A 19,498-nucleotide genomic window follows, 5' to 3' on the forward strand; every position below is an offset into this window, starting at 1 on the left:
AACCACTCAGCGAGTGGAGCAACTCACTCATCGAGTTTAGCCCCCTTCTCACCTACTATCTCATTTTCCGGCTCTTAGATAGAGGATATTTGTTCTATGAAAAGACATATTCTCAGCATTCTGATCATCATTTTAGTTTCCTTTACTGCTTTGGCACAAACCCGCACAATCACCGGATCGGGTGACTGGAGTGACATTACCAACTGGAATGGATTGCTGGTAGGTGGAGCTATAGATGATAATGATGATGTGGTAATGAACGACAACATCGACATCACGATAAAAAATGGTGAGTCTTATACGATTGCTTCATTAGATGTTTCTAAAGATGGGTCATTGACCATTGAAGTTGGCGGTATACTCATTGTCACGGGAACTGTGAACGTAGACAAGGATTTTACGATTAATGTTCTTGGAGATTTCACTGTTGAGAATGACCTGATCGTTGCCAAAGATCTGGTCATGAATGTGGGAACCGATGGCAACTTCAATGTAGGGGGTGATGTTACTCTGGATAAGGATGCAACATTGGACATTCTAGGGGAAATGTCCGTGGCGGGGAGTCTTACCTCCGCAAAAGATGCTACCATCAATGTTGGATCATCTGGAGTTTTAGGAGTGGCCGAAGAACTCAACCTGGGTGCTGGATCTGTAATTACAGGAGCTGGACCGGTGATCGCTGGTAGTTGCACCGGAGCTGCTTGTGAGGATGGTCAGCTAAACCAACCTGTCTTACCTATCACTCTAGGCGCTTTTGAGCTGGAAGTTCAGAACACCTCCATATTACTCACCTGGACTACACTGAGCGAACTCAACTTTGAATACTTCGAAATTCAGCGGGCAGACGCATCCGGAACATTTGAGACCATCGACGAGGTGAACGGACATGGAGATTCCAAAGTGGCCATTGACTACCACTGGGTGGATGAAAATCCTCAAATAGGGATCAATTACTACCGGTTAGTCTCTAAGGATTATGATGGATATACCGAAGTATTCCCTGCTAGCCAAACTATTTTTGAACACGCCAATCAGGATTTGGCGATTTACCCTAACCCTGCAAGAGCGGGTGAACAAATTAACATATCAGGAATATCAACGGAGCTCGTCAACGTGAAGCTCTACAGCTCTACCGGAAACTTGATCAAGGAAATATCAACTAACGCGGGATCTTTCGAAACCCCAGCCGAGTTGAAATCAGGAATATATCTTGTTAATCTCGAGGTGAATGGTCTTCAGAAAAGAATGAGGCTTATCATTAGACAGTAGGTCTCAGCCCCTACTTTACCACAAATCTACTGGTAAAGATTTCTCCTTCAGTCGTCTGAACCTTCAGTACATATAAACCTGAAGCCAATTGATCTACAGCAAGCGAATAAGCATTGTCAGTGCTTCTCTGGGAGTTACCTACAGATATCATGTCCCCACCCTTCATACTATACACAGACAGGTCATGGATATAAAGAGACTGATCCGAAACAATGTTCAATTGACCATTTTCAACAACAGATGGGTACAATGAGATCTTATGCTTAGGCATAACACTGGAAGTTTCCACCCGGATTGGCTGAAAGGTTTCTGAAACACCATCAAAGTCCACCTGCTTTAATCTATAATACTCTACCACGGCCTGTGGTTTCTCATCAATGAATTCATATTCCAATAGCCCATCATAAGTACCATTTCCCATGAGAGTAGCTATTTGGTAAAAATCGATGCCATTTTCTGATCGCTCAACAGAAAAATAATCATTGTCAATTTCGGAAGCCGTAGCCCAATGTAGGGTTACAAATGAAGAAACTTCTGCTTTGAAGTACAGCAATTTTACAGGAAGAGGAACTTCTTTTTCCCCATTCACATACTTGGCCACTTCTTCAAATTGAGTGCTATTTTGAAGTGCAGTAAGATCACCACTTTCTCCTGAATTACTTCCAGTCATATTACTGGTTCCAGAAGTGAACACACTACCAGGCCCGGTGATTACTCCATTGTTACCATCGGCTGTGATATTACCGGTGACGACCAAAACACCCCCTGTACCAACATCTACCCCTGCATTGTTCTTACCCATTTCCAGGTCTCCAAAAATGATCAGAACCTTTCCTGCCCCGATAGTCACAGCAGCATTGTTTTTGGTTATATTGAAAGTAACATCTCCGAACACGATCAGAGTATCATTCACAGTCAGCGTTCTCCCATTGGAATTGGCGAAAGTCAAACTCTGATTAGCAGCATCGGACCCCACGGTCACGTATGAGTTAATAATTGGATTATTTAAACCGGTGAATCCAGGAGAAGATCCACCCCAGGTGGCACCAGCTCCCCACGGCCCATCTGCCACACTGGTTTGGGCAAACACGGTATTGAACATTGCAAAACTGATGCATAGGCAACAGATATAGTATCTCATAACAGTCGGTGGACTAGTGCTTTCCCTAGGTGATTCACGTAGACACATTAAGTGATTCTCGTAAAGCGCCTAGGTACTTCACGCAATCTACGATTAAAACGGTCTTCCTGGATTTTCTTGATTAATATTTTCGACGAAAACCTCCTTTTTGGGCACAGAAAATCTGAAATTCTCAAAAATGGGACGCCTATTTAGAATTCAATTGTATATATTAACCAGTTATTCACTTTCATCGCTAAACAAATCACCTCCACAAATGCTCTTTTGGATCTTAGCTGCCCTCACGGTATTCATCATCTTTGCCTTGAGTCTTGGCAAAATCATAAGCGCTCCTGGTCACTCGGGTCCTGAAACCAGCCACTTCAATGGTAAAAAATTTCTAAACACCTCCGGGTCACAAGCCAAAAGCGTCACAGAAGTCCTCAAATGGATCGCACGCCGAGATCAGGGTCCTTGGGCCAAGAACTATGAAACTAAAGTAGGCCCAAAGCCATCCAGTTCCTCAGAAAGCTTGTTAATTACGTTCGTCAACCACAGTACCTTTTTGATACAATGGAACCATCTGAATATCCTTACCGACCCCATCTGGAGTGAGCGGTGCAGCCCGTTTTCCTTTGTTGGCCCCCAGCGCATGCGCCCTCCCGGCATTCACTTTGAGGATTTACCTCATATAGATGCCGTTCTGATCAGCCATAATCACTATGATCATCTGGATATTCCTACCATTAGACAAATTGAAGCTAAATGGTCTCCCGTATTCATTGTTCCCCTTGGGGTAAAAGCCCATTTGGATCAGTTGGGGATACAAAACGCGATAGAGCTCGATTGGTGGAACGAAACCAACATGGGCATAACAGTCCGCTCCTTACCGGCACAGCATTTTAGCGGACGAGGAATGTTCGATCGTGACAGAACACTTTGGGCCGGGTATCTGCTGGAGCACGGTGGTAAAAAAGTCTACTTTGCGGGAGATTCGGGATATGGTGACCTCTTTAAGGAAATCGGTAAAAAAGTGGGGCCCGTGGATGTAGCCCTGATACCCATAGGCGCCTATCTCCCTATCTGGTTTATGTCTCCGATTCATATTTCTCCTGTGGAGGCAGTAAAAGTGCATCAGGATGTGAAATCGGCAGTGAGCGTCGGAATGCACTTTGGTACCTTCCCGCTTGCCGACGAAGGGCAAGGAAAAGCCGAAGAAGACCTGATCCTTGCACTAGAAGCGGCTGGAGTCAAACAGGGAGCTTTCATCATCCCAGAAGAGGGCAAAGCAATGCGCTTTTAATCTTCCTTGAGATAGGTTTCCCAAAAACCAAAGAGCCAGTTTCCTGCAGCTTCCCTGTCATCGCTTCTAAAAAACTCCTTGATCCCACTGAGTAATTCATCTCTGCTGATCAGATCGTCCTGATTGAGGTCCAGTTTGGTGAAGGCCCTGGCCGAATAGCGAATCTCAATCCGATAGGCCATAAAAAGATCGATGTATTCGTTCAGAGAAATGTAGCCATCTCCATCCAGGTCAAAAAGATTGAAAATCTCACGCATCACCTTATTGACATGCTTTTCGTAAAGTTCTTCATCGCCATTCATCACTACCTGATCCGCAAACTGAATCCATTCTTCAATGGTGGCATGACTCTCGTCAGACTTGCCAATGAAATTGCGAAATCCAGCCCAGGTACCCCGGCACCGATCAATACTCGCCTCATATTCGGGAGTACCTTCCTTGAAACCCCATAGAATACTGAGGTTTTCTCCAATATTTAGAAAATCTGCCTTTTCGAGCGTGCCGCTTTTATCAAAGTCCAACACGTTGAAATAGTGCACCAATTTCTTTTTCTGCAGGGGCGTAAGCATAGCTGTTTCTTTTTTAATCTTGTTGAGCAAAAACTTTCTTCAGGAGTTCGGTGGTTCTGGCACCAGGGTTTGCCCGAATCTCTCTTTCCTCCTCGGCCACCAGGGTAAACAGACCTTCCAATGCCAAAGAAGTGGCATATGATTCCAGATCAGGGTTTACTTTATCCACAAATGGTATTTTGTTATAAGTACTGATGATATCACCATAATACTTAGTTGCGCTGGTTTTGTCCAAAGCCTGCTTAATGACAGGTTGGAACTTAGCGGTCAGCTGGGCGGATGTTTTGGCCTTTAGGTATTGTGTAGCTTCATTGTCCGTTCCCTTCAAAATGCCCCAGGCATCCTGCACGGTCATTCCTTTTATCGCTTCCACAAAAATGGGCTTGGCTTCTTTAGCCGCTTCTTCTGCGCCCCTATTTAGTGTCTCCACAAATTTATCTACCTCACCGCCGAGCCCAATACTTCTCAGCTTTTCCTCCACTCGCTGCACATCAGGAGGAAAGGGAATTCTTATTTTGGGGTTGCCGAAATAACCATTGAGACTGGAAGCTTTGCTCGTGCCGGTGGTAACTCCTTTTACCAGGGCTTCCTTCAGACCTGCTGTCACCTGCTCTGTAGTCAGCTCATCAGTCTCCAAATAATCCCCCAGTGTCTGCTGGATCTGCTGGACGGTACATCCCGCCAGAAAAATAAATACGATGTATAAACAAACAAGTCTCATTGATCAAAGATTATATATTTTGCGTCCTTAAAAGTAACTGAATAAGCCACAATATATTGGTACAAAACGATTCCCTATGTCAAAATATGCAGAAATCATCTCAATCGGTGATGAAATCCTCTACGGCCAGACGTTAGATACCAATTCACACTGGATCAGCGGGCGCCTGGATGAAATCGGCATTAAAGTAAGAAGGAAAATCACCATCGGTGACGAACGCGAAGAAATTCTCAACACGCTGAAAGAATCAACAGAAAGGGCTGACATCATTTTGGTCACAGGTGGTCTAGGGCCAACACGGGATGATCTCACCAAACCCTTGCTGGCAGAGTACTTCGGAGTAGGTCTCAAAATGAATGATGAAGCTTTCGAGCATATACGGACTATTTTCGAAAAAAGAGGCCGGGAAGTCACAGAACTCAATAGAATGCAAGCTGAGTTACCAGAAAATTGCATCAAAATAGACAACAAACTTGGCACTGCCCCAGGCATGTGGTTTGAAGAGAATGGGACAGTCTATGTCTCCATGCCAGGTGTCCCTTATGAAATGGAAGGGATGATGAACGATATCATCCTACCCAAACTCAAAGAAAAATTCACCGGAGGAGTCATTTATCACAAGATTGTGAAGACGGTGGGGATCGGTGAATCAGCCCTGGCTGAGAAAATCGTAGATTGGGAAGATCACCTGCCCAAAAGTATCAAACTGGCCTATCTACCCACTTTTGGACAGGTGAAACTGCGACTGACGGCCCTTGGTGACGACAGGGCTCACCTGGAAAAAGAGGTGGGTAAAGAAGTTGAAAAATTGATCCCTCAGATTGCTTCATACGTCTACGGGTATGACAATGATGAACTTGAAAAGGTAGTGGGCGATATCCTGCTGAAAAACAATAAGAGTATTGCATTTGCCGAAAGCTGTACAGGAGGCTATATCTCCCATCTGATGACCAAGGTGCCCGGCAGCTCCCAATATTACAAAGGCAGCATTGTTTCGTATGACTATGATGTGAAAGTGAATTCACTGGATGTAGATCGAAAGGTAATGGAGGAAAAAGGTGCGGTGAGTGAGGAAGTGGTTTTGCAGATGGCCAGAAGTGTGAGATCAAAGCTGGGAGCCGACGTGGGAATCTCCGTAAGTGGCATCGCAGGGCCCGGTGGAGGCACCGAAGAAAAACCTGTAGGAACAGTCTGGATAGGATACTCTGACGAGCAAAAAACGGTCGCCAAAAAATTTAATTTCTCCAAAGACCGAAACGTCAATATAAAATTAAGTGCCTTATGTGCCCTAAATATGTTAAGAATTAACTTTCTGAGGAATTAACGGAATTATTTAACTTTGTATCACCCAAAAATGAACAACAAACAAAATATTCTATGGCGCTAGTAGAAATGGTAATGCCCAAGATGGGCGAAAGTGTAATGGAAGGCACCGTCCTGTCCTGGCTTAAAAGTGTAGGTGATCCCATCGAAGAGGATGAGTCTATACTGGAGGTGGCTACTGACAAGGTAGATACCGAGATTCCATCTACCCACGCGGGGGTACTAAAGGAAATTCTGGCACAGGAAGGAGACGTAATAGAAGTGGGCAAACCAATAGCCCTGATAGAAACAGAAGCAGGTGCTGCCAATACCCCTACGGCCTCAGCTCCTTCTGAAGAGACACCTATTGTCAAGGAAGCAGAAAAAATCATGGAGTCTGCCATGGCTACCGCCTCCGCAGCAGATATACCCGCAAAATCCGGCGACAAATTTTATTCCCCACTGGTAAGAAGCATCGCTAAAGAAGAGGGTATCTCTCTGAGTGAACTAGAGCGTGTGAATGGTACTGGCAAAGATGGTCGAATCACCAAACAGGACATCCTATCTTATGTCTCCACCAAACAAGCTGGTAAAGCCCCCGCCCCCAACACAAATGGTCAGAGTAAACCGAGTGTTTCCCGACCGGCCCCTCAGCCCATGCCTGTGACGGTTAGTGGCGAGGATGAAATCATTCAGATGGATCGCATGCGCAAAATGATTGCAGATCGTATGCTGGCTTCCAAACAGATAGCCCCACACGTTACTTCATTTGTGGAAGCCGATGTGACCGATATGGTCTTTTGGAGAAACAGGATGAAGAATATCTTCAAAGAGCGTGATGGACAGACCCTTACCTTTACTCCTATTATCATTGAAGCCATCGTAAAAGCCATCAAGGACTATCCGATGATCAACATACAGGTGGATGGTGATAAGATCATTAAAAAGAAAAATGTAAACATAGGAATGGCCGTGGCTCTGCCATCTGGTAACCTTATTGTGCCGGTCATCCACAATGCCGACCAACTCAACCTGGTGGGCATCACCAAGAAAGTGAATGACCTGGCCCGAAGAGCCAGAGAAAATCAACTAAAACCTGATGACCTGCAGGGCGGTACTTACACGGTATCCAATGTGGGCTCCTTCGGTAATGTGATGGGTACACCCATTATCATGCAGCCACAGGTGGGTATATTAGCACTGGGTGCCATTCAGAAAAAACCTGCGGTTATCGAAACTCCCCAGGGAGATTTCATCGGCATCCGACATAAAATGTTTCTGTCTCACAGCTACGATCACCGGGTGGTAGATGGTGCACTCGGGGGCATGTTTGTTCGAAGGGTAGCTGATTACCTTGAGGGGTTTGATAAGGATAGGACTATTTAAAAAACCGGGTGCTGATGTAAAAAATCAGACGCCCTGCTTTATATTTTGAATGAGCTCAATTTATGCTCACCTTGCCTGGAATTTTCATTGTTCATCTCCCTGGTGGCGACGGACTCAAAATGAACCTTCTGTGTTTTTATTGAATTATAATTGAAAGGAAAAGAAAATGTCAACAGCATCAAGCGAACCAAGAGTTTTAAATAAGCCAAAGATCAAAAAGGAGATCAGCTTTACGCTTATGCATTTTATTCCGTTTGCAGCACTCCTTACTGGTGCCACGCTTTTTGACTGGATGATTTGCATCTTCTTGTATTTCTTCAGAATGTTCTGGATTACAGGTGGTTACCATCGGTATTTCGCCCACAGATCTTATAAAACATCGCGTTGGTTTCAGTTTGTAATCGCCTTTATGGCGCAGACCTCCGCTCAGAAGGGCGCTCTTTGGTGGGCCGGGCATCATCGGGTACACCACCGAACCAGCGACACCTACGACGATCCTCATTCCATGAAGCACTATGGTTTCTGGTACTCGCATGTAGGTTGGATCATCGGACCAGATTACAAGGAAACGGATTACAAAATCATAGGTGACTATGCCAAATACCCTGAACTGGTGTGGCTCAACAAGTACTATCTGGTGCCTCCAGTGGTGCTTGCATTGACAGTGATGGCCCTTGGTGGGATAGTGAATGGCGGCGGCATTGAGATGATGTTTACCTCTGCAGGATTTTCTACCTTGTTTATCGGATTTTTTCTAAGTACTGTGGTTCTTTATCACGGCACATTCAGCATCAACTCCATCATGCACAAGTTTGGCAAGCAGCGATACAAGTCCAATGACGAGTCTAAGAACAGCTTGTGGCTGGCCCTCCTGACCATGGGCGAAGGCTGGCACAACAACCATCACTACTATGAAACAGCAGCCCGTCAGGGCTTTTTCTGGTGGGAAATCGATATCACCTACTATATCTTGCGGATTTTCGGTTTTCTGGGATTGATTTGGGACATCAGAGAGGTGCCTGATCACATCAAATACTCCAAAGACAAGGAAGAAGCTAAAGAACTGGCTAAGAAGGCAAAGGCAGCCTGATGATAATCAGGAAACAGATTTGAATAAAAAAGGGTGGCCATTTAAGCCACCCTTTTTTATTTGGTTAAGAATTACAACGATCAATATTACCTATATTCAATCCGCTTTAAAAAACGATATCTATTTCTCTGACATTTAGGGAGTCAAGATTAAAATCGAAAATAGCCTCACCAAATTCGAGATCTCCATCCACAGTAATAATGAGGAAGTCATTTTTAACCCCATCTACACTGACCATTTTCTCTATAGAAGTGCTATCACTACTGCTATTAACGTAATGCAGAACGGCATGAATGGTCAGCTCACATGGTATGAAGTATCCCTTTCTTGTCTCATTTTTTCCAAAATACAATGAGCCGGAATGTTCATCAAAAACTTCCACATGATAATCATAGAAGAGAGTCTGCACGTTTTCAGAATAGTTCACTTCTACTTTAACAGAATTAAGTCCCAGGTCAACCTCGACATGAGTCAAAGAATCATCTCCGATTGGAAACCATTCAGAATTACCCACATAAGATGCAGCATCAAATGCCGGTAATGGAATGCTATCAGTATGGGCATGAACGTAATAATTTCCTACTTCGAGCTCAACGCTATCCGGTACATCGCCAATACTCGCATATTCAACATTCTCCCCACCACTGAGAGAAATAATAGAAACATGGGCATCAGTGTAGTCCTCTGTTTGTCGACCATGGGATACATCAATGTCTGGTTCCCCAATCGTGATAGCTAATAATCCATGATTAGCTTCCTGAATAACAGGCTCAACCCTGTCAGATTTGGCGCAAGATTGCCACAGCAACCCACACACCACCAAAAAGAATGTGTATTTTTTCATTAGTTTAAAAATTAGGCGTTTGAATAGTTAAAGATAGGGCTTAACCGTTACAAAAAAAACGCTCAGTTTGGAATGACCTCTCGAGTTAATACCTCTCTGGAATTCATAACTAAAAACATCGGGCCTTTTCATAACTTTATCCCTTCCTATGCATTAAAAGAAGTATGGCACACGATCATCACCACGCTCACGGCGACCACTCTACCAGCAAAATCCGAATTGCCTTCTTCATCAATTTAGGGTTCTCCGTGATTGAACTCATTGGTGGGCTCTATACCAACAGCGTGGCCATTCTCTCAGATGCACTGCATGATTTAGGAGATAGTATGAGTCTCGGAGTGTCCTGGTACTTTCAGAAAGTGGCCAGAAAAGGGCGGGATAAAGAATTTAGTTACGGCTATCGGCGCTTTTCAGTACTTGGAGCGGTAATCAACTCACTGGTGCTTGTAGTAGGCTCCATTCTTATCCTCACAGAAGCTATCCCCAGACTCTTCGACCCTACTACACCCGATGCTCAGGGTATGATCTATTTGGCCATCGGCGGGATCCTGGCCAATGGGTTAGCTGCCTATAAACTCCACGGAGGACATTCTCTGAACGAACGAGCAGTGTACCTGCACCTCCTGGAAGATGTGCTGGGCTGGGTAGCTACGCTGATTGCGGCACTCATCATGCTCTATCAAGACTGGCCGATTGTGGATTCACTCCTGGCCATTTTCATCTCGCTGTTCATTCTTTTCAATGTATACAAAAACCTCAAAAAGGCCCTTAAAATCATCCTTCAGGGAACTCCTGAGGAGATTAACCCCAAGCGCATCGATGAACTACTCAGGGCAATACCCAAGGTAATAAGTACCCATGACTGTCACATCTGGTCTATGGATGGTCAATATCACATCTTATCCATTCATTTGGTGATAGAAAAATACAATGAGCTTCAAGAGCTCTCTGAGATTAAACAAAAAGCCAAGGATCTCCTCAAAAATGAACACATCGATCACGCAACGATCGAGTTTGAAACGGAGGATGAAAAATGTGACCCTTGTTAGCTTTCCTTACTGCAACACAAACAGTTCTTTGATAAATACTATCTCTCAAAGTAATTGGTTCTAAGGTTTCGGATTCCCACTCATTTCGCACTATTTTAGGCGGTCAACCTTAAACTTTCGACTTCAGAATCTTATGTTTTCAACCCATGCCCTAACTGAATCTTTTCTGACCACCAAAAGACATGAAACAGACCCACTCGCAGACCAGGTAGTCGCCACCATTATAGACGAAGGGTTCGAAGAAAGAATCAATGAAATTTTCTATACGCTGGCCAGAAATGACAGTTATACACCTGAGTTACTAAGTCACTTCCCCGCAAACATTCAGAAGGTGGTTGGAGATTACTTCACTCAATCTGCCATACTCCCTTTCTGGGCCAATGATCAACTCATCAGCAAAGGACAGGACGTCTTTGGGATATACGGACCAGAGGTTTTCATGCTTTTGAATGTGAAGTCTCTGCCCATGTGTTACACCTGCGCCAACGGTGCCCAGGTACTGTTTGATACCGGCAGACTGGTAGAGAAAAAAGGAAATATCGATCCGCTGGTAAGACGCCTGATGGAGACTGCCCAGATGGTGGTCAATGTGCTGCAACCCGGAGGCCTGGCCCCTGGGGGGAAAGGTATCGTAACCGTGCAGAAAGTACGGCTGATTCATGCCTCCATCCGACACTTTATAAAGTCAGAAAAGTACAATCCAAAAGGATGGGACACCTCACGTCTTGGTGAACCCATCAATCAGGAAGACCTGGCGGGAACTCTGATGTCCTTTTCGCCAATTATATTGAGTGGGCTGAAATCACTCAACATCAACCTGACCGATGAGCAGATTGCCGGCTATACCCACTGCTGGAAGGTCGTAGGCCACATGATGGGCCTGAACGATGATCTGCTGGCTGATACTTTCGAAGACAACTGGATCCTGGCCTGTAAAATACTCAGTCATCAGTCGGAAGCTTCCCCACAGGGAAAAGCACTGGCCGACTCCTGCATGGCATTCATCCAACACATGATCCCGGGCACCTTATTTGATGATGTACCAGCCTACATGATTTGGTACTTTTTTCAGGATGTGGAAAAGGCGGTAGGTAAGCCACTTTCAAGCATGATTGGCATACCCGATCACGCTGACTTGAAAGACCATCTGGTCATGAGAATTTCTCAAATCATCACTGGTGGAATCAGCAAAGCCGAACATTCACCCATCATAAGCAAACTGACAGAGTCCTTTAACAAACTCCTGCTACAGGGCTACCTGAAGCATTACAATGAAGGTAAGAATGTCCGATTTTTCATCCCACCCTCACTCCAGGAAAACTGGGGAGTGAACGAACTATAAAAAACAACACAAAATGATCACCACTAATAAAAAACTTACCTGGTTCATCGTAATCACTCAGGCCGTTTTGATGACCTGGTCCATAGGCAGCTCGATACTCGAATCCGGGCCATTGTCGGCGGCTATCATCTCATATGGTCTTTTTGGGGTATACATCCTATATGCGTTCATTACCAGAGACAGCACATTGAGTCGGCTCATCCTCTTCGGGTTGGCTGCCGGAATGATGGAATTGTTTGCGGATCACTATCTGGTAGACACCATCAACAGTCTGGTGTATCCGGGTAAAGAAGCCATGATCTGGAGCTCCCCTGCTTACATGCCTTTCGCATGGGCCAATGTACTCATCCAGCTGGGTTATTACGGGTTGCTCCTTTCAAAATGGAAGGGATGGCCAATGGCAGCCATCATTCTAGGGCTTGCGGGGGCCATGTACATCCCCCTCTATGAGCACCTGGCAAAAGATGCCGGATGGTGGTGGTATCATCCAAATGCCCCGATGATTTTCAATGCTCCGGTTTACGTGATCATCTGCGAAGGGCTGATCTCCCTTTCCTTACCTCTCCTATTGACCCGTTCATCGAATAAAGGAGCAATCTCCGCTACGGTTCTAGGGATCATTTGCGGGCTGTGGATATATTTGAGTGCCCTCATTGCTTACTGGATAGGAGGATAAAGCCCCATCATGAAGATTTTAGAAAGAGCATCCAAAATAGCCGAAGGATTTAACTCCTCAATTTACCAATTGAGTGATGATACCTATGGTCGGGAGGTCATTCTAAAAGTAATGAAGGAGGACTTTAATTACCATCCGCATTCGTCACAGCTCTACAATGAAGACAAGTACCTTCGGGGTGTTAGTACCAGGGGTGTAAGAGGCTCCATTGACCTGATAGAAGATAGCCAGTCTCCCATTTTGGTGCTCGAGTACTTTGAAGGAATTTCATTGAAAAGCTGGGTAAATGAAAAGCCACGCACATTTATCGATTGTCTGAAGGTGGCCATTCAAATCTGTGAGGCACTGCATGAAGTGCATAGTCAGTATAACCTTATTCACAGAGACATTAGTGCCCATAATATATTGATCAACGATCAGATGATGACCAACATCATCGATTTTGGATTGGCGATCAATGTGGACACTAAGTTGAATATCAAGGGAATGAGTGATCAGCTGCTCGGCACCCTCCCTTACATCTCGCCTGAGCAGACAGGTCGGGTCAATCATGCTGTTGATTACCGCTCAGACTTGTATTCACTGGGTGTGGTTCTCTATGAGCTTTTCACCGGTCAGCTCCCATTCAATGCGGCTGATCCTCTGGAACTCATTCATGCTCATCTTGCCATAGCTCCTCAGCCGCTTTCAAGTATCAATCATGAGATTCCCACTGTCTTTTCGGACATCATTCTCAAGCTACTTTCAAAAGATGTGGAAAAACGATATCAGTCGGCCAGAGGCTTGTTGGAGGATCTGAAAAAATGCATGAACCAGGCCGCACTCAAAGTGGAAATACAACATTTTGAACTGGCACAAAATGATGAGTCTGGGAGGTTCCTCATCCCCTCCAAAATATATGGACGAGAGGAGCAAATCAGACAGCTACTCAGTGCTGTTGAAAACATAGGCTCTGTGCAGAAGGAAGTTACTCTGGTCTCTGGTAAATCCGGTACCGGGAAGACCTCTTTGCTCTATGAAATTCACAAACCCATCACTGGCAAGAAGGGATATTTCATCAAAGGAAAACACCAGCAATTTCAAAAAGACAGACCCTATCAGGCCATCAGTCAGGCCATCAGCTCATTTATTTCACTCATATTGTCCGAAAATGAGCAACGCCTGGCCAATTGGAGGGGGCGCCTGCAGGAGGCGCTTAAAGACCAGGGAAAACTAATTACCGATTTCATTCCGAACCTGGAATTGATTGTAGGAAAGCAGGATAACCTTCCCATACTTGGTATCAATGAAGCTCAAAATCGCTTCAATTATGTTTTCACACAGTTTATCAAAGTACTGGCCACAAAGGAACACCCACTGGTACTCTTTATAGATGATTTACAATGGGCAGATAATGCTTCCCTGAAACTGATCCGAAACCTGATCATTGATAATGAACTGACTCACTTCTATTTTATCGGGGCGTACCGGGACAACGAGATCGATTCAAAACATCCCTTCAATGTGGTCTTCAGTGAACTGCCCAAGCAGGGAGTAACCATCCAGCAAATCCATCTGGAAGACCTGCCTTTTACCGATACTCAGTCCATGATCATGGATACTTTTTCTTGTAATGAGCGAAAGGCCAGAGAACTCACCCATATCGTACAGACCAAGACCGCCGGGAACCCGTTTTTCGTGAATCAATTTTTAAAATCAATCTACGAGAAAGGATTGATCACATATCAGCACGGCACAACAGCCGGAACGGGGAGCTGGGAATGGGACATTGAGCAATTGGAAAGCACCAATTACACTGAAAATGTGGTGGACTTTATGGTGGATAAGCTCCGCAAAATGAACCCGGGAACTCAGCAACAACTCACCCTGGGGGCTTGTATCGGAGATCGGTTTCATCTGAAAACACTCAGCTACATACAGGAACCCGGAACCAGAGACCTCATGAGTGACCTGTGGCTGGCTGTAATAGAACAGTTGCTTTTTGTAGAAGAAAGCCACGGAGATGTAGCACACATCGCTCAACTCAAAAATCCTGAGGCTGACACCATGCTGACTTATCGTTTTGCTCATGACAGAATCAGACAGGCAGCGTATGAGCTGATACCAGACAAGGAGAAAGCAAAGGTACATCAGCGCATCGGCGAGCTGCTTCTTCACAATATTGACCTGGAAAAACACAATGACCAGGTGTTTGAGGTAGTCAATCAACTCAATAGAGGAATTGGCAAAGCCGATGATGGCTATAGAATACGGCTGTGTGAACTGAATTATATGGCTGGCAGCAAAGCTAAAGCTTCATCTGCCTATGAGTCAGCCATCGACTATTTCGAAGCTGCCCTCCGCACGCTGGAAAACTCAGATTGGATGACGAATCATTCGCTTCTCCAGGCACTCCATCTGACTACTATGGAGACTTACTATATCCTGGGGAAATATGATCAAATGAAAAGTATCGGAGACTTGCTTCTCAGGAAAGCTACTTCCAAAATGGAATATCTCCAGACCCATAACGTATTCATTCAATCCTGCATTGCCAGGAGTCAACACCTGGACTTAATCACCTATGGGCTCTCAATTCTTAAAGAAGTTGGCATCAAACTCCCCTCCCGTCCGAGTGATACCGATATACTGGTAAGTCTGGTTCAAACCAAACTCAAACTAATTGGAAAAAAGACCGGGTATTTTGAGGCGCTACCTGATATGGAGGATGAGCACATGGCTTTAGCCATCAACATGATGACAAGCATCAGTACGGCATCATACCACAACTTTCCCAAACTCTTCCCCATTGTTATTTTAAAATCCATCCGTTTGTCTATCCGATATGGCCACTCCATTGACTCCATTCCCTTTTATGGTGGCTATGGTACTATTTTATGTGGAGTACTGGGAGACTACTCCACGGGCTATGAGTTTGGTCAATTATCACTGAGGCTTCTGCAAAAATCATCACGGTACAAGGCTGTCGTGCCCAAAACTTTGGTAATCTTTTATGGCTTTATCAATCACTGGAAAGATGCTTTGAGAGCATCTTTGGACCCATACGAAGAGGCCTATCTGGCCGCCATGGAAATTGGGGACAATCAGTATGCTGCCAGTGCAGCATTTCTCAAGGCGTGTACCGGCTTTCTCTCAGGACTCAGACTAGACGAACTTGTCCCGGAAATAGAACATTCGCTGGAGCGTATGCCCTCCCTTAAACAGGAGAGCTATCATCAGTATATGAAGATCGTCTATCAAGGAATTCACAATCTATCTTCTGGATCAGAACTTCCCTGGGAGCTGGAAGGCAGTGTTTTTAGTCAGAGGGCATTTGAATCTGATGATTATAAAAAAGAACTCCGAGAGGACGACACAGCACTCTTCCATATTTCTTTCTATCAGCTTTATCTCAATTTCCTATTCGGGAGATATGAGGAAGCCTTTCAGGGGATGATTTCCACGAAAAAGTATCTCGAGGTAGTCTTGAGCACGGCATACATTCCGCTAGTTAATTTTTATGACTCGCTGGTAAGGCTCAAACTTTACGCAACCGCCTCATCTTCCCAGCGAAAAAAGCACCTGAGGCAAGTGAAAGCCAACCAGAAAAAAATGAAGCGTTGGTCGGAGCATTCCCCTACCAACTACCTCCACAAATATCTATTGGTGGAAGCAGAGACTTTGTCCGTCATACGTGCTGACCAATCCGTCAAAGGAGCTTATGATCAATGTATCAAAGCTGCAGAAACCAATGAATACCTGAATGAGCTGGCCCTCTGCTATGAGCTGGCAGGAAGACACCATGGACAGAGCGGTAACGAAGAACTTCAAAGCTACTATATGGGTAAAGCATTGAAGACCTATCGGAAATGGGGCGCCAGGGCAAAAGCCAACCAACTGAAGGATGAGTTTCCCTATTTGGAAGAACGAAAAGACCGGTCCATCCACACCTCCTTCAGTGGAGGTTCCTTTTCATATGGCTCTCTTAGTGGAAATAATCTGCTGGATCTGGCTTCAGTATTGAAAGCGGCCACCACCATTTCCAGCGAAATTAAACTCAGTAGGGCCATCCCTACTCTTCTGGATATACTCACCGAAAATGCTGGTGCACAGTCTGGTGCCTTCGTTTTTTTGAACAACGATGTATTGGAGCTCTATGCCAGAAGTTCTGTGAACGAAGAGGCTAAAATGGTGCCCGCCAGGGAAATATCGGAAGTTTCTGATTTACCCGTTTCGGTCATACAATATGTTCGGAGAACCCAGGATACTGTACTCCTCGACCATGCCGAAAAAGATGAGCGCTTTCATCAGGATCAGTACCTTCAGACCCATTCGATAGCGAGCATTTTGTGCATGCCCGTCATCCATCAACAAGCCTTATTGGGGATCATTTACCTGGAAAATCGGTTGACCAAAGGGAGTTTTACCGCGGAGCGAACCGACCTCCTTTCTTTACTTTCTGGTCAAATAGCCATTACCCTGCACAATGCACTGCTCTATGACCAGTTGGAACAGCGAGTGGAAGAACGTACCCGTGAAATCGAAAAGCAAAAAAATAAACTGAACCACCAAAACCTACAGCTTACAGAGTTGAATGAAGAAAAGGACTTTCTGATCAGTGTGGTCTCTCATGACCTCCGAAATCCTTTGCACCTCATTAAAGGATATACCAATCTGGCTTTAAAGAATAAAGATCCTAAGGAAGCAGAGGAGTTTCTGGGCTATGTCATCGAATCCAGCAATCGCATGGAAGGGTTTATCAGTCGCATCCTCAATGTAAGTGCCATCAATTCAAGGGAAATCAACCTCAACTACAGTGAAGTGGAGATGGTAAACTTGCTGAATGAAGAGGTAAAAGCCTTTGAGGCTATGGCCAAAGAAAAGGACATTAACTACTCCTTCCAAAGCGATGAAGCACAACTGCCCACAGCCATTGATCCGGGATATTTTAATCAGATCATCAGTAACCTCATAACCAACGCCATCAAATACACCCAACCCGGGGGTCAAATACAGGTTCGGCTCGAACTCATCGCCGGGGGTGACTATTATCGCATTTCCGTAGAAGACAACGGACAGGGGATCAGCACCCGTGACCAAAAGTTGCTTTTTAGTAAGTTTCAAACCCTGAGCGCCAAACCCACAGGTGGCGAAGAATCAACAGGCCTTGGGTTGGCCATTGTGAAAAAGTATGTGGAAGCCATGGACGGGCGCATCTGGTGCAAAAGTGAATACGAGGAAGGATCACAGTTCTTTGTGGAGTTTCCCATAGATCGAAATTAAATTTCGGCAAACCCATTCGATTCTCTGTTTCTTAAAGCCCCCTATTTTATGGTGTCTCCATAGGATGCTTCTCCTTACTATCACTTCGGTCTGCTGACTCCTGGCAGCCTGAAAAATAACTCACACAAATCAATGTGGCAAGCGTATATTTGCGCCTCGTTCTATGTCTATTGTACGCAAGGTGAGAGCGGTCGAACGGTTGTTCGGGCGCCTCGATGAGGAGATTAGCCAGTTTCGTGGTGTTACCGGGGTGCATTGTATCTCAGGCTGTGGGAAATGCTGTACCAAACCTGACATTGAAGCCAGTCCGCTTGAATTTTTGCCATTGGCCTTCCATCTATTCCTTACCGGAAAGGCAGAAGCCACACTGGAGCAAATTGCACATGAACAATCTTCCATTTGTTTGATCTACTCGCCTTTATCACTCATTGATAATACCAAAGGCAGTTGTGGAAATTACGCCTATCGTGGACTGATCTGTAGACTCTTTAGCTATGGCTCCTCCAGGGATAAGTTTGGAGAACTCAAAATGGTCACCTGCAAGCTCATTAAGGAGCAGCAGGTGGAAAGCTATGAAAAAGCCGTAGCCATGCTCACAAGGCACGAATATGTGCCCGTATTTTCTGATTACTACAAAAAACTCATGCAAATTGACTTTCAGCTTGGCAATCAAATCCTACCGATCAACGAGGCAATCAAAGTGGCCATAGAAACGGTGCTCCACCACTACGCCTACAGACCATTCCCAAGGATCAAGGGAGCGGCTTAAAAACTCCACGTACAGCGGAAATATTCTCATATCGTTTGCAATAACTCTGTCCATGGGGTAGTTTCACGCTAAAAACTACTCGTGTGAAACACTTTATACCCTCTTTTTTCCTGACCGTCCTCACCCTGGTGCTAGCTCACACCCACTCTGTTGCCCAATACAGCTCGTCTTCCTCCGTCAAAATAAGTGTAGGTACGGTGTACGACAGTGAAAGCGGAAGGCTCTTGAGTGAAGAGGAATTGACACAGTTGATAACCAATGGAAATCCTGCTTTTGAGCCTCAAATGGATCAATATGGGCAAGCATCCACATTTTTAATAGACACCTCCAATCCATATGCCCCAATAAATATGAGGGATATTTCTCGGCGCCCTCAGGTTGGAGAAATTGTACCTACATTTATCATGAAGTCATTAAATGGGGACCTGCTCAACTTAGAAAAGCTAAGCGGTTATTTCGTTCTACTCCACTTTCAACTCACCGTCAAGCCCCCAATCTTCAATCTCTCAAGATTTGATTCATTTGATTCTGAGGTCGGAGTTCTTAAAAAGAACATCCCTCTGGAGACAATCACTATTTTTCAGGGTGGTCAAAGGGAAATAGAATCTATTCTGGAGCCAAGTCAATACCAAACCCAAATAGTCCCTGATGGCAGGGGGTTTTCCATGAGGTATCAGATCATTGATTATCCATCTTTTATGCTCATTGATCAGCAGGGGCGGCTGATCGGTTATTATAAACAGGATGAATGGGAAAAGTTAAAATCAGATTTAAGCAAAAATTAAGTTCTTCCGCC

The 19,498-nt window shown here is 45.0% G+C and carries 15 protein-coding genes; 11 read left to right on the forward strand and 4 right to left on the reverse strand.

Annotated elements, in window-relative coordinates:
• The first annotated feature begins 96 nt into the window (after positions 1-96).
• Entirely contained in the window at positions 97-1,269 is a 1,173-nt protein-coding gene (locus ACHKAR_RS09585) for a T9SS type A sorting domain-containing protein (RefSeq protein ID WP_395417230.1), read from the forward strand.
• 10 nt (positions 1,270-1,279) lie between these two features.
• On the opposite strand, the gene ACHKAR_RS09590 is transcribed toward ACHKAR_RS09585, so the two are convergent.
• Complete coding sequence (locus ACHKAR_RS09590; protein WP_395417231.1) at positions 1,280-2,410, reverse strand: T9SS type A sorting domain-containing protein; 1,131 nt, start codon at positions 2,408-2,410, stop codon at positions 1,280-1,282.
• 256 nt (positions 2,411-2,666) lie between these two features.
• Between ACHKAR_RS09590 and ACHKAR_RS09595 the strand changes: the two genes are divergently transcribed.
• On the forward strand, positions 2,667-3,692 hold the full coding sequence (locus ACHKAR_RS09595) for an MBL fold metallo-hydrolase (RefSeq protein ID WP_395417232.1): 1,026 nt from the start codon (positions 2,667-2,669) through the stop codon (positions 3,690-3,692).
• Here ACHKAR_RS09595 and ACHKAR_RS09600 read toward each other — a convergent pair.
• Both ACHKAR_RS09600 and ACHKAR_RS09605 read right to left on the reverse strand, forming a co-directional pair.
• A complete protein-coding gene (locus ACHKAR_RS09600; RefSeq protein WP_395417233.1) occupies positions 3,689-4,261 on the reverse strand; it encodes an EF-hand domain-containing protein in 573 nt (190 codons plus the stop codon). The two genes, ACHKAR_RS09595 and ACHKAR_RS09600, sit on opposite strands and share 4 nt — an antisense overlap.
• Before the next feature lie 13 nt (positions 4,262-4,274).
• Positions 4,275-4,982, reverse strand: coding sequence for a DUF4197 domain-containing protein (locus tag ACHKAR_RS09605; RefSeq protein WP_395417234.1), 708 nt, complete (start codon positions 4,980-4,982; stop codon positions 4,275-4,277).
• 76 nt (positions 4,983-5,058) lie between these two features.
• Between ACHKAR_RS09605 and ACHKAR_RS09610 the strand changes: the two genes are divergently transcribed.
• The 3 genes from ACHKAR_RS09610 to ACHKAR_RS09620 all read left to right on the forward strand — a co-directional run bounded on the left by ACHKAR_RS09610 (position 5,059) and on the right by ACHKAR_RS09620 (position 8,760).
• Positions 5,059-6,306, forward strand: coding sequence for a competence/damage-inducible protein A (locus ACHKAR_RS09610; RefSeq protein WP_395417235.1), 1,248 nt, complete (start codon positions 5,059-5,061; stop codon positions 6,304-6,306).
• Positions 6,307-6,359: 53 nt separating this feature from the next.
• On the forward strand, positions 6,360-7,670 hold the full coding sequence (locus ACHKAR_RS09615; protein WP_159579195.1) for a dihydrolipoamide acetyltransferase family protein: 1,311 nt from the start codon (positions 6,360-6,362) through the stop codon (positions 7,668-7,670).
• A 166-nt stretch (positions 7,671-7,836) separates the two neighbouring features.
• On the forward strand, positions 7,837-8,760 hold the full coding sequence (locus ACHKAR_RS09620; protein ID WP_395417236.1) for an acyl-CoA desaturase: 924 nt from the start codon (positions 7,837-7,839) through the stop codon (positions 8,758-8,760).
• A gap of 106 nt (positions 8,761-8,866) precedes the next feature.
• On the opposite strand, the gene ACHKAR_RS09625 is transcribed toward ACHKAR_RS09620, so the two are convergent.
• The gene (locus tag ACHKAR_RS09625; RefSeq protein ID WP_395417237.1) at positions 8,867-9,604 is read right to left on the reverse strand and encodes a DUF4493 domain-containing protein; all 738 of its coding nucleotides are present in this window, start codon (positions 9,602-9,604) and stop codon (positions 8,867-8,869) included.
• A gap of 164 nt (positions 9,605-9,768) precedes the next feature.
• Between ACHKAR_RS09625 and ACHKAR_RS09630 the strand changes: the two genes are divergently transcribed.
• From ACHKAR_RS09630 to ACHKAR_RS09655, 6 genes are all read left to right on the forward strand, one after another.
• The gene (locus tag ACHKAR_RS09630) at positions 9,769-10,653 is read left to right on the forward strand and encodes a cation diffusion facilitator family transporter (protein ID WP_395417238.1); all 885 of its coding nucleotides are present in this window, start codon (positions 9,769-9,771) and stop codon (positions 10,651-10,653) included.
• A 133-nt stretch (positions 10,654-10,786) separates the two neighbouring features.
• Entirely contained in the window at positions 10,787-11,995 is a 1,209-nt protein-coding gene (locus tag ACHKAR_RS09635; RefSeq protein WP_395417239.1) for an oxygenase MpaB family protein, read from the forward strand.
• 13 nt (positions 11,996-12,008) lie between these two features.
• Positions 12,009-12,671: a DUF6989 domain-containing protein gene (locus ACHKAR_RS09640; protein ID WP_395417240.1), complete on the forward strand. Its 663-nt coding sequence runs from the start codon at positions 12,009-12,011 to the stop codon at positions 12,669-12,671.
• Positions 12,672-12,680: 9 nt separating this feature from the next.
• Complete coding sequence (locus ACHKAR_RS09645) at positions 12,681-17,933, forward strand: AAA family ATPase (protein ID WP_395417241.1); 5,253 nt, start codon at positions 12,681-12,683, stop codon at positions 17,931-17,933.
• Positions 17,934-18,096: 163 nt separating this feature from the next.
• Positions 18,097-18,702: a YkgJ family cysteine cluster protein gene (locus tag ACHKAR_RS09650; protein ID WP_395417242.1), complete on the forward strand. Its 606-nt coding sequence runs from the start codon at positions 18,097-18,099 to the stop codon at positions 18,700-18,702.
• A gap of 83 nt (positions 18,703-18,785) precedes the next feature.
• Positions 18,786-19,487, forward strand: coding sequence for a thioredoxin domain-containing protein (locus ACHKAR_RS09655; protein WP_395417243.1), 702 nt, complete (start codon positions 18,786-18,788; stop codon positions 19,485-19,487).
• Positions 19,488-19,498 lie beyond the last annotated feature (11 nt).

It is taken from the genome of Marinoscillum luteum, assembly GCF_044005705.1.
Lineage (GTDB): Bacteria > Bacteroidota > Bacteroidia > Cytophagales > Cyclobacteriaceae > Marinoscillum > Marinoscillum luteum.

Coding starts and splice junctions, on each gene's coding strand:
- ACHKAR_RS09625 (WP_395417237.1), bottom strand. CDS start 9,604: ATGAAAAAATACACATTCTTTTTGGTGGTGTGTGGGTTGCTGTGGCAA.
- ACHKAR_RS09605 (WP_395417234.1), bottom strand. CDS start 4,982: ATGAGACTTGTTTGTTTATACATCGTATTTATTTTTCTGGCGGGATGT.
- ACHKAR_RS09595 (WP_395417232.1), top strand. CDS start 2,667: ATGCTCTTTTGGATCTTAGCTGCCCTCACGGTATTCATCATCTTTGCC.
- ACHKAR_RS09635 (WP_395417239.1), top strand. CDS start 10,787: ATGTTTTCAACCCATGCCCTAACTGAATCTTTTCTGACCACCAAAAGA.
- ACHKAR_RS09640 (WP_395417240.1), top strand. CDS start 12,009: ATGATCACCACTAATAAAAAACTTACCTGGTTCATCGTAATCACTCAG.
- ACHKAR_RS09600 (WP_395417233.1), bottom strand. CDS start 4,261: ATGCTTACGCCCCTGCAGAAAAAGAAATTGGTGCACTATTTCAACGTG.
- ACHKAR_RS09620 (WP_395417236.1), top strand. CDS start 7,837: ATGTCAACAGCATCAAGCGAACCAAGAGTTTTAAATAAGCCAAAGATC.
- ACHKAR_RS09585 (WP_395417230.1), top strand. CDS start 97: ATGAAAAGACATATTCTCAGCATTCTGATCATCATTTTAGTTTCCTTT.
- ACHKAR_RS09645 (WP_395417241.1), top strand. CDS start 12,681: ATGAAGATTTTAGAAAGAGCATCCAAAATAGCCGAAGGATTTAACTCC.
- ACHKAR_RS09630 (WP_395417238.1), top strand. CDS start 9,769: ATGGCACACGATCATCACCACGCTCACGGCGACCACTCTACCAGCAAA.
- ACHKAR_RS09610 (WP_395417235.1), top strand. CDS start 5,059: ATGTCAAAATATGCAGAAATCATCTCAATCGGTGATGAAATCCTCTAC.
- ACHKAR_RS09650 (WP_395417242.1), top strand. CDS start 18,097: ATGTCTATTGTACGCAAGGTGAGAGCGGTCGAACGGTTGTTCGGGCGC.
- ACHKAR_RS09615 (WP_159579195.1), top strand. CDS start 6,360: ATGGCGCTAGTAGAAATGGTAATGCCCAAGATGGGCGAAAGTGTAATG.
- ACHKAR_RS09590 (WP_395417231.1), bottom strand. CDS start 2,410: ATGAGATACTATATCTGTTGCCTATGCATCAGTTTTGCAATGTTCAAT.